The organism is Tropicimonas sp. TH_r6, from assembly GCF_033101155.1.
GTDB lineage: Bacteria > Pseudomonadota > Alphaproteobacteria > Rhodobacterales > Rhodobacteraceae > Tropicimonas.
In genome coordinates this window covers 30198-49940 of the sequence record NZ_JAWMPX010000015.1, presented here as the reverse complement: position 1 = coordinate 49940, position 19743 = coordinate 30198, and the positions used below count along the sequence as shown (strand labels likewise).

12 protein-coding genes are annotated in these 19743 nt (G+C 62.5%); 2 read left to right on the top strand and 10 right to left on the bottom strand.

Annotated elements, in window-relative coordinates; translation table 11 throughout:
* Window positions 1-67: 67 nt before the first annotated feature.
* From R3X27_RS15030 to R3X27_RS14990, 9 genes are all read right to left on the bottom strand, one after another.
* Window positions 68-4414, bottom strand: a complete 4347-nt coding sequence (locus tag R3X27_RS15030; RefSeq protein WP_317709690.1) for a filamentous hemagglutinin N-terminal domain-containing protein — start codon at window positions 4412-4414, stop codon at window positions 68-70.
* Window positions 4415-4448: 34 nt separating this feature from the next.
* A complete protein-coding gene (locus tag R3X27_RS15025; RefSeq protein ID WP_317709689.1) occupies window positions 4449-6152 on the bottom strand; it encodes a ShlB/FhaC/HecB family hemolysin secretion/activation protein in 1704 nt (567 codons plus the stop codon).
* 383 nt (window positions 6153-6535) lie between these two features.
* Window positions 6536-7411, bottom strand: coding sequence for a 3-hydroxy-5-phosphonooxypentane-2,4-dione thiolase (gene lsrF / locus R3X27_RS15020; protein ID WP_317709688.1), 876 nt, complete (start codon window positions 7409-7411; stop codon window positions 6536-6538).
* A 90-nt stretch (window positions 7412-7501) separates the two neighbouring features.
* On the bottom strand, window positions 7502-8539 hold the full coding sequence (gene lsrB / locus R3X27_RS15015; protein ID WP_411572497.1) for an autoinducer 2 ABC transporter substrate-binding protein LsrB: 1038 nt from the start codon (window positions 8537-8539) through the stop codon (window positions 7502-7504).
* Window positions 8540-8602: 63 nt separating this feature from the next.
* Window positions 8603-9664, bottom strand: coding sequence for an ABC transporter permease subunit (locus R3X27_RS15010; protein ID WP_317709687.1), 1062 nt, complete (start codon window positions 9662-9664; stop codon window positions 8603-8605).
* Window positions 9661-10680 carry an ABC transporter permease subunit gene (locus tag R3X27_RS15005; RefSeq protein ID WP_317709686.1) on the bottom strand — a complete coding sequence of 340 codons (1020 nt, stop codon included), beginning with the start codon at window positions 10678-10680 and terminating at the stop codon, window positions 9661-9663. Before R3X27_RS15005 ends, R3X27_RS15010 begins: the two co-directional genes overlap by 4 nt.
* Entirely contained in the window at window positions 10677-12182 is a 1506-nt protein-coding gene (locus tag R3X27_RS15000; protein WP_317709685.1) for a sugar ABC transporter ATP-binding protein, read from the bottom strand. Before R3X27_RS15000 ends, R3X27_RS15005 begins: the two co-directional genes overlap by 4 nt.
* 13 nt (window positions 12183-12195) lie before the next feature.
* A complete protein-coding gene (locus R3X27_RS14995; protein ID WP_317709684.1) occupies window positions 12196-12891 on the bottom strand; it encodes a ribulose phosphate epimerase in 696 nt (231 codons plus the stop codon).
* Window positions 12892-12910: 19 nt separating this feature from the next.
* Window positions 12911-13231, bottom strand: a complete 321-nt coding sequence (locus R3X27_RS14990; protein WP_317709683.1) for an antibiotic biosynthesis monooxygenase — start codon at window positions 13229-13231, stop codon at window positions 12911-12913.
* Between the two features lie 217 nt (window positions 13232-13448).
* On the opposite strand from R3X27_RS14990, the gene R3X27_RS14985 reads away from it, so the two are divergent.
* Both R3X27_RS14985 and lsrK read left to right on the top strand, forming a co-directional pair.
* Window positions 13449-14408, top strand: coding sequence for a sugar-binding transcriptional regulator (locus R3X27_RS14985; RefSeq protein ID WP_317709682.1), 960 nt, complete (start codon window positions 13449-13451; stop codon window positions 14406-14408).
* On the top strand, window positions 14405-15970 hold the full coding sequence (lsrK, locus tag R3X27_RS14980) for an autoinducer-2 kinase (RefSeq protein WP_317709681.1): 1566 nt from the start codon (window positions 14405-14407) through the stop codon (window positions 15968-15970). Before R3X27_RS14985 ends, lsrK begins: the two co-directional genes overlap by 4 nt.
* Before the next feature lie 74 nt (window positions 15971-16044).
* Here lsrK and R3X27_RS14975 read toward each other — a convergent pair whose 3' ends face one another.
* Window positions 16045-19677 carry a DNA/RNA non-specific endonuclease gene (locus R3X27_RS14975; protein WP_317709680.1) on the bottom strand — a complete coding sequence of 1211 codons (3633 nt, stop codon included), beginning with the start codon at window positions 19675-19677 and terminating at the stop codon, window positions 16045-16047.
* Between the last annotated feature and the right edge of the window lie 66 nt (window positions 19678-19743).

The window sequence follows — 19743 nt, the reverse complement described above, 5'->3', positions numbered from 1 at the left end:
CCCCCAAGGTCGCGACGACCAAGGGCGCGAGTAAGCGCAACACGAGCACGGTTGAATCTCCCAGATGTTAAAGACCGATGGCGCGAGAGAGGCCTATCTCGGCTTTTTCTACCGCGGCTACAACCGTTTCTACCTGCTGCCGCTGCACGCTGGCAAGTTCTGGGTCTTCCGCCCGGATGAGGGAGATCTCCTTGCGGATTTCCTGTTGCGCCCCGCGCAGGATCGTTCTCGCCTGCAGACCGGCCTCGCGCCGGATGGCAGCACGCTCCACGACGGTCGTGGCAAGCGCGAGCTTGCGCCCGGCATCCTCGCCGACCGCCCGGAGCCCGGAGCTCGCGTCGCGGATGATATTGGCGACGTTGTCCATCTCCGGCGGAAGCCCTTCGCTGATCGCTTCCAGACTGTCCGCGAAGTCCTCCGTGGCATCCGCGAGGCAGGACAGGTACTGGCTCACATCTTCGCCCTGCGACGCGCAATCCGTGATCCGTTGCTCGAAGCTCGTATTGGCATCATCCAGCGTTTGCAGCGCCGCGCGCGCCTGGGAGACCGGGATCACCAGGGTTCCACCGCCGCTGATCGTGGTGTCGATCGTCGGGGTGATCTCGATTTTTGGCAGTGGCACCGGCAGGATGATCGTCTCTTCGGGCTCCTCAACGTCAGGCGGCTCGACGGGAGGCTCGACCGGATCAGGCGTGACGGTGGCGGTGCCTTCAAGGGCGACAACCCTGTAGGGCATCCCGCTCGCACTGCTCAGACCGCTGGTATCGACCGAGAAACCCGTCGTTCCGACCGCGTCGCTGTCAAATGCAAGAGTGGCGAAGATCGGGGATGTGTCCAGGCTGTCAGGGTCTCGGTAGAACCGGTAGATTGACGGGCCGCCATAGACGGTCCCGGTGGTCGACGCCGTTGGCACGTCGCTCTCGGACACCGTGAGATCGTCGGGGATGGCGAAAACGACCGGCGAGGTGGCCATGAGGGCAGGGTAGAAACCGCTCCCTCCCGGCGCCCAGACATCCGTGCTCGTCGAGGAAATCCATCCCAGGTCGATCGCGAGGTCATACATGAACTGCGTGTCCTGGAACTCGGCCGTGGTCAGCGGGGCTCCGCCGGCACTCGTTCCCTGGCCAGAGCTCTCGAAATCCCAGAACGAGTCCTCGACGGTTCCGAGATTCTCGCCGATTAACCCGCCAAGGGTTTCAAAGGCGCCTCCGGACGCGGTGAGTTCCCCTGTGGAAAAGGTTCTTGCGATCGATCCCACCCGGCCTTCGCCGTCATCGTCATTCGAGCCGACAAGGCCGCCCAGGATCGTCTCACCGCTCGTGGCGAAGTTCGTTCCCGAGACATCCGACATCGAATAGGCATCCTCGATCTCGCCGAAGTTCCGGCCGACAAGTCCGCCGCCATAGATCGTCCCGTTCACGATAGCCTCGACCGAGCCAGTGCTGTGCGACTGTTCGATAAGCCCATAGTTGACGCCGACAAGCCCTCCAGCCTCGACAACGCTGCCTTCGCCGACTTCGACGAAGACATCGGCGGTCGAATAGCTCTGGGAGATGACACCGTCGTTGAAACCGACAAGCCCGCCTCCGGTGCCTTCAAAGGCACTGAAGGAGCCGGTTGTTCTGACACCGCTCACGGTCCCGAAGTTTTCGGCCGCCAGGATCCCGCCAATGAAGGACGACACGTTGGCGTTGGTGATCGACAGGTCCTGAACGGTTCCGAAAATGATACCGAACAAGCCGCCGTAAGAGAAACCGTCGAGGAAAAGCCCGTCGATCGCGTGGCGGTTTCCATCCAGTGTGCCGTAGAAGACCTCGATCGGAAAGAACCCGTCGCCGTCGTTCCAGCCCGTCGTACCAGAGGCATCTATGTCATTTGCCAACCCGAAGTTCAGGGTGCTCAGACTTTCGCTGTCGACGCCCTGGACCCCGAAGATGTCGAAAAGTTGGTAAGGCGACCCTGTCGAGCCGTCACCGCCAAGGGCGCGCAGGAAACTGCGGCGATCTGGTTCGAAGCCAAGCTGGAAATCGTCGGCGGAGAAATCGGCCGGACTGGATCCGACCTGCTGCCAGTCGCCGATCGACAGGATGAACGTAGCCACGTCGATATCCGCAGACGCTCCGGCAAGGATGGGACTCGAGGGGTCGCTTCCGCCGGCGGCCACGAATGTGAGTTCGCCGTCTGGGGCGAAGATAGGCGCGTCGAGACGGATGCTGCCCGCGCGCGCGGTAAAGTCGATGGAAGCCGTGCTGCCGGCATCGGTGTCCGGCGCTGAAATCGCGCCGGAGACGGTGATATCGCCACCCGAATTGAAGGCGATGGTGGATTCAGGGGCGGTGATGACTCCCCGCGTTTCGAGGGTGGACTCGGCGTCGAACACGATGTCGGCCTCCGCGGCCTCTATGTCGCTCGTGACGAGCACGCTCCCATCCGCGGAGGTGAATTCCAGGTCCGCGCCGTCGGCCTCGATCGTTGTCCCGGTCACCGACAGGCCGGTGTCGCCTGAGAGGAAGAGTGTTGCCGCGTCGGGCGCGATGATATCTCCGGTCACGATTGTCGTACCGGCGGTGGCAAGGTCGATTGTTGCGCCGGTCCCGGCGGAAATGTCGCCATTCACGGTTAGGTCGCCAGAGGGGCTGAGTCTGAGGCTCCCGGTGCCGATCGTTATGTCGCCGGATGTCCGGATGAAATCCGTCGCCGTCATCGTTACGTCGCCGGAATTCGTCGAGATGCTACCGGATGTCTGGATGTAATCACCGGCCGTCATTGTTATGTCGCCGGTATTCGTCGAGATGTCCGAACTGGTGTCGATGAAGCCGCCGGCGGTGAGAATGGCGTCGCCAGCACCGGTGGACGTAATATCCCCGGTTCGCAGGACGATGTTGTTGTCCGCCACAAGGGTGAGCGATTGTGGCGTGCTCCAGGTCACATCCGCGTCGACCGTGATGTTGCCCGGTTGGGAGCCAGGCACCTCGGTGTCGTTCGTTGTGACGATGACGTTCGAAAGTTCAAGTTGGTCGGTGATGGTCGATGCCAGCAGGATCGAGCCGTCATTCGCCGGATCTGCGCCCTCGGTTTCGGCGTAATAGGTGTCGCCATCCGACGTAGTTTCAATGAAAAACGGGTCTTCCGGGGGGATGTCGTCGATGATGATATTGTATGGGTCAAGCAACAACGTGCCGGTCTCGCCGTTCGGCGCCTGCGTGTCCACCAATCCGGCGAAGGCGAGTTTGGCCTTGCCGGAGACCTCCACGAGGCCGCCGTCACCGCCATCGGCCCCGCCCCGGGACGAGATCTGCCCAGCGAAACTGGTATACTCGTCGGACCAGACGATGACCGTTCCGCCGTCGCCCTCGTTGCCGCCATCGGAGATGATCCGGGTGTCGGCATCGACAGTCGTGATCCAGGATGTCTGCAAGTCTCCGCCACCCTGGAATTCGCCTCCGACGCGGATATCGCCACCGCTTCCGGACCCTGTGCCGCTGGCGTCGAGCGTCGCACCGGCAAGCCCGATTGCTTCTCCGGTGATGGTGATCGATCCGCCATTCTCCGGCCGCGCCGCCGGCCGGGGCGAGCTTTCAACCAGCGCGACGCGCGCCGATGTATCGATCTTTCCGGTGACGGTGACGACACCGCCGCTTCCACCGAGCACAACGGCTCCGGAGACGCCGCCCACCGAGCGCGCTTCGATCACGCCGGACATGTTGACGACCCGGCGCGCCGCATCGCGGGCGCTGGCGGCCTTCAGGTGCACGATGCCGCCGTCGGCTTCAATGCGACCGGAGTTTGAGACCAGCGCTTCCATGGTATCGTCGGCAGTGTCCGAGGGAACGGCAACCTGCAGGAAACCGTCGCCAGAGATATCGAGCGTCACTTCCTCGCCCGCGCCGAGCCCGACCTTTCCCAATGGTACCCGGATCAGGCCGGAATTGCTGACGCGGCCGCCGATCAGGGCAGCATACCCGCCCGGAACGATCGAGATCGTCCCCGCGTTCTCGACCGAATTGGACGTGCCATTCCCGCGATAGCGCAGCGCGCCGTTCATGAAATCGTCGTCGGAGATGTCCAGCGTGGAGGCAACAAACCCCGATGCACTGATCATGCCGCTTGGGCCGATATAGATACCGTTCGGATTCACCAGGTGCACCTGGCCATTGGCGCTCAACTGACCAAGGATCTCGCTGGTGGCGGAGCCGGTGACCCGGTTCAGGATTGCGCTCTGCGAGGAGGGCTGCCGAAAGTCGAGGCGGGCGTCCGTCCCGATCGAGAAGCCATCCCAGTTCACGACCGCGGAATCCGAGGACTGGTTGATCGTCATCCGGGTTGAGCTTGATTGGGAAATGACGGCATCGCCCGCGGCCACGGAGCCGCCGGTTGGCAAGGATTGTGCCAGTGCCGTGCTCGTCCAGAGCAAGGCTGCCAGTGATCCGAACAGCCGGGACAGCGGCTTAGAACCTGCGGCTGGCAATGATCGTGAAACGATTCCCATCTGACCCCAAGTCATCTCGTTCCCCCCTCCCATATTCGACCCGCACAGATCCGGACCGGTACGGCGATTCCTCAATGGTCATGAGGTCGGCTCCGATCCCGTAAGAATATGCGCTTGCCTCGTCTTTTTCAAAAATAGTCGGTTCCTCGAGGCTGACCGCGCCGTAGGCTCCGAAAGTATAGAGGTTGCTCAGAAGCGGGAAGCCGAAGAGATCGAATTTCTGCAACCGGCCGAGTTCTGTTCGCACGACCCAGCCACTGTCGCCCCGGACATCTCCGGCATCGAAGGTCGAAAGCTCGCTGGTATTGGCAATGGTGAACTGTTCGGATGTCACAAGCGCTTCTCCGAAACTGCTCTGAATGCGACCGTTGACCGCGAGAGACCAGTTCGGCGAGAGCGGGCGGTCATACGCCGCCGCGAACACGAGCTTGGTGAAGTCCTTGCTCGCGCCCTGTCGTGACAATGGCGTGTCGTCGGAACTAGACTCCGTATCGGCCCCGAACCCTTTCGACAGGACTACGCTTGCCTGAAGAAACGAGCCGTTCTCGAAGTTCCAGCTGCCGTCGATGCTCGCTCTGAGGGCGCTGAAATTGTCCTCGTAGATCGGAAATTCGGTGGAGCCGAGGAGAAGGTCCTGCGAGTCCCAGACGCGGTCGAAGATCAGTTGCGTCGAGAGGTTGCGCTGCCGGGATCGAATCCACGGGTAGAAGAGGCGGAAAGACAGGCGGTCGAAGGAGCTCTCATTGGGGAAAAGGTCCACATCCGGCTGCGAGTCGCTCGAGGTTCCTTCGATATTGAATGTCAGGCCGTCATATCCGATCGGGAAGACCGCGCCCGCGGCAAGGTATCGGTACCTCGCGGAATCCGTGAAATAGTCGACCGGTGAGCCACCCGCGCGGAGATAGATAGTCTCGCCCATCTTGAGGGCGCCGTTCATCTCGGCGCCAAAGCTCAGGTTCAGTGTTCCAAGGTCGTCCGAAAGCGTGTTGTCGAGGCCGACAAACCCGGTGTACTTGCGGAAATCGCCATCGATCACAAGCTCGGTGCCGCCGGCGCTTTGGCCGGTCGCGAGCGTCGAGGACAGGCTCGCGCCGTAGGTGTCCCCGGCCAGAAGCAGGGCGCGTTCGATATCTTCCAGGCGAACCTGGCGCTGCTGGGCCAAGGGGGCCGTGATCTGGACCGCCCGTGCACGTGCCGGGTCAGGGACGCCCGTTGCATCGATCCGTTCGATGAAGCCGTCGACGATCACGATGCGCAAGGTGCCGCCATCGCGGATTTCCTGCTGCGGGAGCACCACCCGGCTGAGAACGTAGCCTGCGTTGGAATAAGCCGCCTCCAACTGGCTGGTCGCCAGGAAGATCTCGGAGACCTGCACCCGCTTGCCGGCCAGGCTCTGCTCGAAGGCGGCATTCGCTTCGGCCAATTGCGGGAAGGCACCTTCAATACGAACGTTCCCTACGCTCACGGAGAGCCGATCGGCGCCCGCCGGAACCACGGCGCCGGGATCGCGAGCGACCCGGACTGTGCCCGCGGATTGCTGGCCTTGCGGTTCGAATGTCGACGGCACGAGATTGCCCGCGCCCTGTGCGAGCGCATGTTGAGGGAACAACATCTGCAGCAGCAGCGGAATTGCCACAGCAATCCCTGGGTGGCGTTGAAGCATTGCAGTCCTCGTTCTTTGTCCGGATCCCGACAGCCCAACTGTGCCACAATTCAACCAGAACAGGTTACCTAATGGCAACAGCCTCGATCAGGGCGAGAACCTGTTGTTTTCTCGCACACCTCTCAGTGCAAGACCTGCGCGTTCCATTTTGCCGGCCCAGGTTCTGTCGAAGCCAGCGCGGTCCCCGGTTGGCGTGGCCGAGCTTGCAGGAACCATTCCAACTTGGAGCGGAACAAGGGGCAGGGTAAGTACCTGATTTGAAAAGAGTTTGATCCCGTCTGGCTGCCCGCCTGTCGGCGCAAACAAAATGACCGAGCCCCGCTTGAAGGCAGGGATCGGTCACTGGCATGGCCGTGTCGGCCGTCTTGGGAGCGGTGGACGCTCTATCCTTTCAGGTCGTTGTAGAGCTGGAACGCCTTGTCAGGCGTTTCGAGTTCGTGGACGACTCGGGAAACCGCCTTGATCATTGCGACGGGATCTTCGGCCTGGAAGATGTTGCGCCCCATGTCGACGCCGGCAGCCCCTTGATCGACAGCCTTGTAAGCCATTTCGAGCGCTTCCAGTTCCGGTAGCTTCTTGCCGCCTGCGATCACGACGGGAACAGGGCAGCCGGCGACAACGCGCTCGAACCCTTCCTCGACGAAATAGGTCTTGAGATAATGCGCCCCGAGTTCCGCCGCGATGCGCGACGAGAGCCCGAAATAGCGCGCATTGCGCTCCATATCCTTGCCGACGCCGGTCACGGCCAATGTCGGAATGCCGTAGCGCATGCCGGTATCGATGAGCTTGATCACGTTGGAGATCGATTTGTGCTCGAACTCGGCGCCGATATAGACCTGTGCGGCCATGGCCGAGGCATTCAGGCGGATAGCGTCTTCGATGTCGACGGCCACCGTCTCGTTCGACAGTTCCGAGAGAATCGAGTTGCCGCCCGATGCGCGCAGCACAACCGGCTTGTCGGTTGTCGGCGGGATGCAGCTCCGGAGCGCCCCGCGCGTCGCCATCAGCACGTCCGCATGTTCGATCAGCGGGACGATGTTCAGGTCGATCCGTTCGAGCCCGGTGGTCGGACCCTGGAAGTACCCGTGGTCGAAGGCCAGCATGACGGTCCGGCCGGTCCGCGGGTTGAAGATTGAGCTGAGGCGGTTCTTCATGCCCCAATCGAGATGGGAGCTTCCCTTCAGGAAGAAGCCCTTCGTGTCGGCCGGCTGGTCGAGTCCAAAATCCTTGCCGTCCTTGATGTTGTCCAAATCGGCCATCTGTGTACCCTTCTTCTGGCGTTGCGGAGAGTCAGCTCCAATGAAAACCCCGCCGCAGCACCAGCCGCGGCGGGGCAGGTTTAAAGCGCCTCAGAAATCGTAGTTGTCGATATTCTCGGCGGTGAACACGGCACGTTCCGGCAGCAGGATGATGCCGTTATTGTCGGCTTCGAACTCATAGCCCTGCACGGCGTTCGGCGAGATCTCGACAGTGCCGATACCCGGAACGTCCAGCGTGTCGCCGACCTTCCAGTCTGCACCCTTCACCAACTCGTTGGCGATGAAGACGGAGAGCTTGCCCTGCACGACCACGTCCCAGAGACCGAACTGACCGACCGTGCCGCTCTTGACGTATTGGCGCATCGTGTTCGGGGTCGAGAACCCGGTGACGATGACATTGCCGGAGATCCCGAGATTCTCGGCTGCCTGAGCAGAGCCGGGCAGCGCGTTGGCATCCGGGCAGATGATCGCGTCGAGATCCGGATAGGTCTGATAGAGCGCGCTCGGAACCTGGACGGCCTTCTGGGCGTCATTGTTGGAGAACTCGGTCGCCACGATTTCCCAGCTCGGATAGTCCTTGGCAATGATCGCCTTGGCTTGTTCGGCCCACTGGTTCTGGTCTGTTACGGTCGGCGACGAATAGTGAAAGGCGACCTTCTTGTCGGCCGTGGGATCGTCCATCTGGTCTGCGGCCATTTTGACCAGCAGCGCACCAAGCTGTTCGGCGGTGCCCTGGTTTATGTAGTAGGAGCGGCATTCCGGGCTGACATCGGAATCCCAGGTCAGAACCTTGACGCCGCGCTTCTGGGCCCGCTTGAGCGACTCGCAGAGACCTTGGGGCGACAGCGACGAGATCGCAATCGCGTTGAAGCCCTGGTTGACGAAGTTGTTGATGAACTCGACCTGGCCCGAAACGCTTGCTTCGGAGGGGCCGTCATATTTGACCTCGATGCCGAGCTCTTCGCCCATCGCCATCGCGCCCTTGCCACCGGATTCGAAGAATCCGACGCCGGTCAGTTTGGGAATAAACGCGACCCTGGCGTCCGCGGCGAGCCCGGCCGAGGCCGAGATGCCGAGTGTCATCGCCGAAGCAACGGCCAGTCCAATGGCTTTCATTCCGTATTTCATCACTGGTTCCTCCTCTAGATCCATTCTGTCGTCTCTGCGGCGCGTCACTCCTCTGCGCGTCGCTCATGCCTGCTTGGCATTGCCTCCAACCGTGCGCATCTCGGCCTCGTAGGCGGCCTTGTTGGCGCGGCTTGTGTTCAGGGAGGACATGCCGATCTTGAGCGCCACACTGCCGATCAGCAGCGCGCCGACGATCACGGGCACCACGTCGCTTGTGACGCCAAGGGCCAGCAGGCCCTGGCGCAGATAGCCGAGCACCAGACCGGCCAGGAACGTTCCCAGCACCGAGCCCTGGCCGCCATAGATCGACGAGCCACCGAGCACGACAGCGGTGATGATGTTCAGCAGGGCCTCGGATCCAAGATCGGACCGGGCCGATGTGAAATAGGCGGTCAGCACGAGGCCGGCGACCGCCGCCGCAAAGCCGTTCAGCGCATAGACGGTCACCAGCGTGCGGTTCACCGGCACGCCGCTGAAACGCGCGACGTCCTCGCTGACGCCGATCAATTTCAGGAACCGGCCAAAACGGGTGTGATGCAGCAGCCAGGTCGCGCCAGCCGCGATCACGACGGCGATGATCAGGGGCACCGGCACCCAGCCGATGGTTCCCGTGCCGATCCATGTAAAGCTGCGCGGAAGGCCGGTGATGCCTTCGTATTGATAGGCCTCGAAACCGCCAGCGCCATAGGCCTTGAAGCCGATGATGTCGAGCAATGTCGGCAATCCGGTGGCCACGCCGGCATAGAAGAACAGCATCGCCAGGGTGACAACCAGCGGGTTGATATCCGTCCTGGAAATCACCGTTCCGTTGAACGACCCCGCAAGCCCGCCAACGGCCAGCGCAAGGATGACCGCCAGCACGATCGGCACGCCGGCCACGAAGCTCAGCCCGAGAACGATCGAGGCCAGCCCCATGATCGAGACGCCCGAGATATCGATGCCGCCGGTCATGATCACCAGCGTCAGCCCGACGGCGGCGATAATGACGTGGATGAAGTCACAGGTGGAGAACAGCAGGTTCTCGATGTTGAGAAAGGCCGGGTTGATCAGGCCGAGCACCATGAGTTCCGCCACCAGCACCACGGCCAGCATGAACTCCCAGCTCTTGAACCATTTGGACGTCATGTGGCGATCTCCATGGGTTGCAGCCTGTCGGCTTCCTGCTCGGAGCGGCGCATTTCGGCGGCACGGGCAGCGAGCTGACGTTTCTGGACGGTGCGCCGGATCAGGTAGTCGAAGATGACCACGGCCAGCAGAACCGCGCCGGCAACGGCGTTGTTCCAGGAGCCCGGCACCTTGAGAAAGATCATCATCGAGTCGACGGTCGTCAGGAACATCGCGCCGATGACGGCGGAGTAGATGCTGCCCGTGCCGCCCATCAGGCTCACGCCGCCGAGCACCACCGCCGCGATGGCCTTGAGCTCCTGCCCGTTGCCGGTCTGCATGGGCACGAAGCCGATCTGACCAACGAAGACAATCGCGGCGGCCCCGGCAAACAGGCCGGACAGCGCATAGGCGGCAAAGACGGTGGCGTTCACGTTGATGCCCAGCAGATAGGCCCCCTCGCGATTGTCACCGACGGCGTAGAAATAGCGCGCGGCCCGTATCCGGCTGAGCAGGATCGCCACGACGATCACCAGCACCAGCACCGCCCAGACCATCAGTGGCACGTTCAGGAAGCGGGTCACTGCGATTGACTTGATGTTTTGCGGGATCGACTCGATCCAGCTTCCACCCGTCAACACCCGCATGAAGCCGCGATAGGCGCCAAGCGTGCCGAGCGTCATGATGATCGGCGGGATGCCGACATAGACCACGCCAACCGAGTTCACCATGCCGGCCAGCATGCCGGTGATCAGCGCAAAGAGGATCGCGACCGGCAGCGGCATGCCGGCATTGAGCGAGAACCCGAAGATCACCGCCGACAGCCCGGCAATCGCGCCCACCGAGACATCGATGCCGCGGGTCTGGACCACGAACATCTGCCCGATTGCGATCAGCATCAGGAACAGCGACGAGTTGACGATGTTGATGAGCGCGATCGGGTTGAGCACCGCCTTGTTGACCGAGGCCACGGCCAGGACCATGGCGACCAGCAGGATCAGGACAAGGAATTCCCGACTTTTCAGTATCCGCATCATGCCAGCACATCTCCGTTCGTGTCGAAGGCCGCAGCGGAGATCTGTTCGACGCCGCGCACCCCCGGTGGCAATTCCCGCAACCGCCCGCGTTTCATGATCAGGATGCGGTCGCTGATCTCGGCGATCTCGCCGACCTCGGAGGAGATCACGACGATCCCGACGCCATCGGCGACAAGCTCAAGGATGATCCGGTAGACATCCTGACGCGCGCGGGCATCGATGCCGCGTGTCGGCTCGTCGAGGATGATGACGCGCGGCTCGGAGGCCAGGGCCTTGGCCAGGACGACCTTTTGTTGGTTGCCGCCCGAGAGCGTTCGCGCGAGCTGCAACGGCGAGGCGACCTTTATGCGCAGCCGGTCCACGAACCGTGCGGCGAGAGAGACTTCCTCTCGTTGGTTCATGTAATGGGCGTCACTCAGCGACAGCACGCCGGACGAGATCGTGTGCGCACTTGGCAAGGCCAGGAAAATCCCGTGCGCATGGCGATCTTCGGGAACATAGGACAGGCCCATTTCCTGGCTGATCCGTGGTGTTCTGTCTGTGGTGGGCGTTCCGGCGATGATGACCGATCCGGTCACGTTGCGATCAATGCCGTAAATCGCTTCGGCCAGTTCGGTTCGGCCGGAGCCGACTACGCCCGAGATTCCGACAACTTCGCCGGCCTGGACCTTGAAGCTGACATCCTGAAAGACCTGACCGCAGAGGTCGGACACTTCCAGAACGCAGGTCTCGCCAAGGGGGGAGGGCGTGTCGTGGCCTTGTGTGGACGCCGTGGTGTAATCCGCTGGCAGCATCGCTTCGACCAGCATATCCGCCGAGAGCGTATCGGCTGGCTGCGAGAGCACGAAATGCCCGTCGCGCAGGACCGAAATCGTGTCCGAGAATTCCAGAACCTCGTGCAGACGGTGCGAAATGAACAGGATGCCGATCCCTTGCGCGGAGAGCTTTCGCATCTGCTCGGCGAGGCTGGCCACTTCGCGCCGTGTCAGTGAAGAGGTGGGTTCGTCGAGGATCAGGACCCGGGCTTTGCGCAGCAAGCCCCGCACGATCTCGACCAGCTGCTGGTTGGCGATGGAGAGCCGCCCGGCCGGGGCGTTGAAATCGACATTCAGGCCGATTTCAACCGAGGTCTTGCGGGCCAGCTGAGCGTTTTCGGCCGCGTCGCCCGACAGGCCCGTCACCAGATTCTCCAGAACCGAGAGGTTTGGAAAGATATGCGGCTCCTGCGGCACCATATAGATGCCTTGCGCATGCGCGTCAGAAGGGCGGGAGAATGTCTTCGGGGTGCCGTCGATCTCGATCGTGCCGGCCGTGGGGCGATGGGCGCCCGATATGATCTTGACGATGGTCGACTTGCCGGACCCGTTCCCGCCCAGAAGGGCCAGAACCTCGCCGGAATGAATCTCGAAGTCGATTCCGCGCAGAACCGTGACGCTTTCGAAAACCTTCCAGAGCCCGCGAAGAGCGACAAGCGGAACTGTCGATCTGTCTTCGTCCTTCATTGCGGTTCTCCGTTCATGGGGTTCGTGGCGCTTTCCACGCGGCCTCGAGATTGCGGAACGCGGCACCGGGATCTGGCGCGCGGAAGATCGCGCTTCCGGATACGATGATGTCGGGTGTGATCGCGGCCGGGATCTGGATGGTCTCACCCGTCACGCCGCCGTCAATCGCGAGAACAGGGCGCGCGGGCGATACCATTTGCGCCAATGTCTGCAGGCGCTTGCAGGCAAGCGGCAGATCGGCAGGGGCGTCGCCGCGCGGATCGATGGCCACCGACAGGATCAGGTCCGGTGCCGGGTCCAGCAGCGGTGCGACCAGTTCCAGCGGTGTTCCAGGCATGACTGCAAGCCCGGCGAGGATCGGCCTCTCCAACCGCTCCGCCTCTTGTCGGATTCGGTCGAGAGCCCCGGCGGCACCAGTCGCCTCTGCATGAACGGTGATTATGTCGGCGCCAGCCCGGGCGAACGCCGCCACGTGGTCTTCCGGCGTCTCGACCATCAGATGCACATCCCGCACGCAGCCATTGCCCAATGCGGCGACAACAGCAGGCCCCACGCTGAGCGGACGGACAAACGCGCCGTCCATGACATCAACATGAGCGATGGTTCCGCCCCATCCGATCAGATCTTTCACGGCCTGATCGAGATTGCCGACATCTGCCGAGAGCACCCCGGCGCTGATCCCGCAGCATCTGGCCTTGAGCGCCTTCATTGACGTATCCGACACAGGGTCATTCTCCGGCCAGAGCGGCGTCATGATCCGGCATGACCATCTGGAAGAAATTCTTCTCCCGCGTGCCGGTCGTCATCAGATCCTTCAGCCCTTCGACCGTGACCCGATAATGTTCGGTCTGACGATGCGCATCCACGGCGGTCTCGTTCTCAAACGCTTCGTAGATCACAAAGTGATGCTCATCCTCGGGATCCTGGAGCACGTCGAAACGGTAATTTCCCGGCTCCGCGCGGGTGCCGTCAAAGTTCACCTGAAAGACCTCGAAGAACTCTTTCAGTCGACCCTGTTTGATCCGAATGTGAACGAGTTGGACGAACATTGCGCACCTCCCATTTGTTCGATTCGGCCGGGGTCAGCACCATTCCGTGGCGACTCTCTAGCTGATCATATGGCGCACCAAAAAACTTTTGATCGACTACGTCAAGCCGTGATGGATCCATAATTTCTTTTTTTGTTGAGTTTTTTGTTGAAGCTGTGTTCCTCTTGGTGTCATGTTTATCAAATGATCAACTTCTCAAGGGAGCGAAGACGCAAGAATGGCAGCTCAGGACTCCTTCCAGGACCAGACAGACGCCCCCGACGCCGACGAGATCGAGAAGATCACGCGCGCCGCCTGGCATTATTACAATGACGGCCTGACGCAGAATCAGATTGCCAACATGCTCGGAACCTCGCGGATCAAGGTCTCGCGGCTGCTCGAAAAGGGCCGCCAGACCGGCCTCATCGAGCTTCGTATCAATTCGCAATTCGGCGGTTGCCTGACATTGCAGACCGAACTGGTCGACGCGTTCGACCTCGTTGACGCCCGCGTTGTCCCGGCCGCACCGGACATTCCCTCCACTCCGCGGATCGCGCGCGCCGCGGCAAGCTTCCTGAGCCAGAAACTCGAGGCGAACGACCTGCTGGCGATCGGTTGGGGCGAGGCGACAATGACGACGCTGCGCTACATGGCGCCAACCTTTCAGCAGGCGAATGTCTCGCTTGTCAGCCTGACCGGTGGGGTTTCGGCCTATATCGGAACGACGGGCATCTATGGCCCCACCAACAATGCGCATCTGATCCCCACGCCCTTGCGCGTGTCCTCCGAAGAGCTGGCCGAGATGCTGCGCGTCGAACCTTATGTGCGGCACGTGCTGGAGATGGCCGCCACGGCGCGTTACTCGCTGATCGGGGTCGGGTCGGTGTCGAATTCGGCCACGCTGGTCCGCTACGGATACTGCTCGGCGGCCGAGATCGAGCTTTTTGCCCGGCGCGGAGCCGTGGGCGATGTTCTGGGCTTTTTCTATGACGCGGACGGTCAGATCCTCGACCTGGATCTGCACCGGCACGTGGTGGCGATCCAGCCCGGCGAGTTGAGCAAGATCCAGAACGTGGCGGCCGCGGCGGGCGGCAGTGAAAAGGTCGACGCCATTCTGGGGCTGTTGAGGGGGCGTCTCGCCAACATCCTCGTGACAGACGAGGACACGGCCCGCGAACTTCTGAGGAGAGTCGGATGAAAACCCATCTGTTGGTTCTGGACGCGGGCACCGGAAGCGGCCGCGCCGTCATTTTTGACCGCAATGGTCACCAGATCGGATTCGCGCAGGAGGAGTGGCTGCACCGGCCGGTCGAGGCTGTCCCCGGCTCGATGGAATTCGACGTCGATGGCTGCTGGGCCTTGCTGCGGCGTTGCATCGACCGGGCGCTGGAGAAATGCGGGCTGGTTGGGGCGGATATCGCCGCGATCAGCGCGACCTCGATGCGCGAGGCCATCGTTCTTTATGACGCGGCGGGCAGGGAGATCTGGGCCTGCGCCAATGTCGACAGCCGTGCATCCGCCGAAGTGGCCGAGTTGAAGGCGCGGTCGACGGAGTTCGAACGGGGATTCTACGAGATCAGCGGCGAGACCTTCGCCCTGGGGGCGCTGCCGCGCCTGAACTGGCTTCGCAAGCATGCCCCGGAGCTTTTCGCGAAGGTCCGCGCGATGTCGATGATCAATGACTGGATCGGCGCCCGGCTGACCGGCGAAATCACGATTGAACCGACAAACGGATCGACCAATGGCCTTATGGACCTCACGCAACGCGATTGGTCGGAAGAGCTGATCGAAAAGGCGGGGCTGGATCGGGCGATCTTTCCACGCGTGGTCGAGCCGGGGGCTGTGGTCGGACATGTGACGCACGCCGCGTCCGAGGAAACCGTTCTCGCCGAAGGCACGCCATTTGTTGCTGGCGGCGGAGATGTCCAGATGGGGTCTGTCGGCCTTGGCGTTCTGGGGCTTGGCGATGCGGCTGTTCTGGGCGGTACATTCTGGCAGCAGGTGGTCAATATCCCCGCCGGATCGGTCGACAAGACCATGCGCGTGCGGATCAACAACGCGGCATTGCCCGGCATGAACCAGGCCGAGGCGATCAGCTTTTTTGTCGGCCTGACTGCGCGCTGGTTTCGCGATGCCTTCTGCGCGGAGGAAGTCCGTCTGGCCGCAGAGCAGGGCCGGGACGCCTATGATCTGCTGGAAGATCTCGCAAATCAGGCGCCCGTCGGGTCCCACGGCATCATTCCGATCTTCTCGGACGCCATGGATTTCGGCAATTGGTATCATGCCGCCCCGTCCTTCCTGAACCTTTCGATCGATCCGGCCATCGCCAACAAGGGCTCGATGTTCCGGGCAATCCAGGAGAACGCGGCCATTGTCGCTGCCGTCAACCTGGCGCGGGTCGAGGAATTTGCGAAAGTTGACAGCTCCGGTCCGCTTATCCTCGCCGGGGGAGCGTCCAAGGGGCGGCTCTGGCCACAGATCGTTGCCGACGTCACCGGGCGCCAGCTTCGGATTCCTAGGGTCCGCGAGGCGACCGCCCTGGGCGCGGCGGCGGCCGCCGCGACGGGTATCGGACAATATGCCAGCCTTGCCGAGGCCGGGCGAGATTTTGTCGAATGGGAGAAGACGGTCGAGCCGAACCTGGATCACCGTGCCGCCTATGATGACGCAACGGGGCGTTGGAAAGCGGCATATGCCGCTCAGAAAGCTCTGGTCGATGCCGGTGTAACGACATCCCTCTGGAGCGCTCCCGGTACGTGACGCGTGGGCGGCCTCTGCATCGGCTGCATGGCAGAGAAGCCTCGCCCGCGATCCCGGTCGGTCGGGACGGGTGGTCAGGCCCGGATGTCAGACGGTGAGGTGATCCTGATCTCGCGAGGGTAACCGCCAGCGGCCTCCATCGGCGACGCACCCCGAGCCATCGTATCGGCTGCAGCGACCGGCCCAAAGTCCAGATGCACCAGCCTCGAAAGGTCCGGAATCGAGATCTGGAAGACACCGAACTCCTCCAGCTCGATCCGTTCCAGCGGGAGATCCACCAACAGTTCCTCCTGACCGAGACGGAATGCCATCGCTCGAAGAGTTCCGTGCTCCGCGAAGGCAATCAACTTCCAAAAACCCTTCGGGATCTTCAGATCCCGGTGGGTGCGATCGCCCGCCTCGAATATCGGCCCGTTGAAGACCGAGAAGCGGGTTCCCGACGCGTTGGCCTGCTCCATGACAAGATTCTCCAGCCGCCCCCACAGCCCCTGAAGGTGGGATTGGTTGAACGCCTTGTGCTGCGGCGCGATGTTCGTCCAGAAATAGGTGTCGTGATCGGCGCGCAGGGCCGCGTCCTCGGTGTAGCCCCAGGAGCCGTCCACGCGACGGAAGAGATGTCCGCGGTCAAGGTCGTTTCCCTTGTAGAACTGGTTCCCCGCCTGTTCGGAGGCGGAAATGCGCGGATCGAAACCCCAGGGGGAAGCATCGCGCGCCGGCTTCCATGGCGCCTGCGGATCGTAATTGCCGGCCGAGACATAAGCCGTTCGCCGGTCGGCGTTCATCACGACGCTATAGTGATCGTAGTCCAGCCGCGTGCCCATGCCGTCGAGCCGCATCGCGGGCCGGCCCAGCTCCGTCGACCGCAGGGACGGCATTGGAACAGGCAGGCCAACGAAGTCGGAATCGTAGCCTGTTCGGTCGGCGAGGGGCATGGAGGTAGCAGGACGTTCCGTGTCGATCTCGGTCGGTCCGGCGGCGCTGAGCGTGGGTTGGAGCGAGGACAGTGCATTGGCGCCGCCCGACATTTCGGCGGGAACTCCGAGTGACAGCTCGATGTTCAACGGCACCGTCATGTGAATGCGGTTCCCGGCCTGGCGGGTGTGCCAGACAGACGCCGCCGACGAGACGCCTGCTTCCGGTGCGGTCCCGCCTGCGGGAACGCCGTCCAGGCTCTCGGTCTCTCGGGGCAAGGAATGGCGTTCGCGTTCCGCCATGGTCGAGAAGATCCGTCTCGGCAAGGGACGATTGAAGGCACCGTCCCGGCCTGCCTTGTCTCCGACCGCAATGACGCGCTGCACAAGGTCGAGCTCCGTGCCGGTGAACGCGCCGTCATCCATGAGCCCACGCAGATGCCGCATGATCCGGGAAATCCGGATTCCCTCGTTCGCCAGCCATTTCACGCTGTCACCGTCGCGAATATCGGCAACGTGTTTGAACGAACCGTCCTGCATCCGCAATTGACCCTGCGCGTTGAGCTCAGCGACGGCGCTGTGATGGAGGGCGACGACCTCCCATGTGTCGCTGAAGCAGGGCGAGCCGGAGGAACCGGGCTTGGTGTCGCCGGTGTAATGCGCCGCCATGTCGATCGATTTGCCGGAGTAGGAGTTGCCGGGGTCCAGTTCCGAGGGCATTGCGTAGAGCTTGCTGTCGCGGAAGATGACCTGTTTCAGACCGGCGGCCGGGTGCTGGATGATGTTGATCGCCCCTTCGGCGCGGATCTTCCCCACTCGTTCGTCGAGCGGCAGGTAGCCGTAATCCGTGATCGCAAAGCCCTGACCGAGGCTTGTCGGCGCAACCGCCACCAATGCGAAGTCCAGCGAGCGATCGGCGTGAAACAGGTCCTGCGGGCGAAGCTCGAATGTCTCGGCGGTGATCTGGCGGTAACGATAGCTGAGTTCGAAATCGAACTGCACCGCGGCTTCGCGGGCTTCGGCCTCGGTCCCGAGAACGTGGTGATTGGTCATGAGCACACCCGGCGCGACGAGGAAGCCGCTCCCGAACCCCTGGTGGGTGCTGCGATGGACGATACACCCGACCGATTTCGCAACAATGGCGCCGCGCTTGAGATACATGACCGACAGGAAGTCCTCGGCCACGCCGAGGACCCGCTCATTCAGGAGAACCGCTGTCGCGGCGCTCGTGTCGAGCTCGGCCATGGCGGCCACCTTTTGGAGCTCGGGCGGCATCTGCACGTCGCCCGGGGTATCCTTCGCGATCTGCATCAGGCGTTCGGCCATGCGCCTGGCATAGATCGGCTTGCGATCCCGGCTTTCGGCGGCAAGTGGTCCGCCCCGGACGGCGGCCTGTTCTGCCGTGTTCCGCTGCTGTTCCGCGGCCTGCCAGTTTTCTGTGGCTTGCCGAACGAGGTGGGCAGGATAGCCGCCGATCCGAGGCAGGTCAGGGGCGACCGGAGCGGTGGCCGCGCCCGTTGCGCGCTCCGCCGGGCGGCGTTCGACGCCGAGAAACTCGGCGGCAACATCCGTAACGCGCTCTGCGTGGCCGGTTTGGGCCTGGATGCGGCTGCGCAGGTCATCCTCGGAAACGGACAGGTCGTCGAGAGATTCGAAGAGGATCTGCGGCGCGTAACGCGCGCGTTCGGCCCGGGTCTTGGGAGGCTTGCCCTGAAGAAGGCTCAGCACTGCCGTGTAGACAGCCTTGTTGGACAGCATGCCGCCATGGCTGTCCTCGACAAAGGTCTTCGGCAGGCCATCGATTTCGGCCAGATCGCGCGGGACGGTGCCGTCTCCGTCCAGCGAATACAGAAATGACAGCGACTTTCCGTCCGTGCGTGTCGACACCGGCGTCCGCTCTCCGATGCCGATGATCTGGTGGAAACGATCATCGGGGGGAGGCAATTTGCGGCGTGCCTCAAGGGCGGCGTCAAGCACCGCCGCCAGCGGGCGCATCTTGCTGTCAGGCCAGTTGACGTGGTCAAAGAAGTTCTCCGTCGGACGCAGTTCCGGATCCGGCATCATTTCGACCAGACCGGGAAATCCCCGCAGGACATCCCTGACGATCTCCTCGGCCGTGTGGCTCTGGTCAAGCCGCCCGAGTTGGGCGACGAGAGTGTGCGCGTTGCGGAACACCATGACTGGGGAGTAGGACCCGCCATTCGGGGTGCCGATGGTGATGACCCGATCGATCTGCCGCGTGTCCTTGTCGCGCGCTGCAATATGCCGGGCCAGAAGGCCGCCCATGGAATGCGCAATCACGGTTATGTTTGAGTCACCGTCCGCAGCGATCTGTCGATGCGCGATCTCTCCCAACTCATCGGTTGGACGCCGCCAGTCGAAAGAGACGAACCGCACGTCGTAGCCTTTGGTGGCGAGCCGCAGCCGCAGCCGACCATAGGCAGACCAGAAGACCCCGGCCGGGATAACGCCATCATCCGCAGGCCTGTATTTCAGTTGCGACACATGCCCGAGCGCAAGGCTGGTCGGCTCGAACCAGACAAGGTTATGATCGCCGCCTTTCTTGACCGCGAGCTTGGAGCCCATGATGCCGGGAAGGACGAAAACCGTTTTCTTTCGCTTGCGGCCAAAGCCGAAAGCCTCGCTGGCCAGGGCGTCGGCCCGGTGGGATGAGAGCTCGGCCCCAAGGCTGCGCAACTCCTGATAGGTGACGTCGCCGAGATCCGTTCGCAGTTCTTCCGCATTGGTTCCGTTGAGCAATGCCGTTTCGATCTGTTGATCGGTAAGATGTGCCATGGGACGGGTCCTTCCGGAAATTGCCTTTTAGCGTCTGTGTCTCGAAACCTTTGGGATCTGGACGCA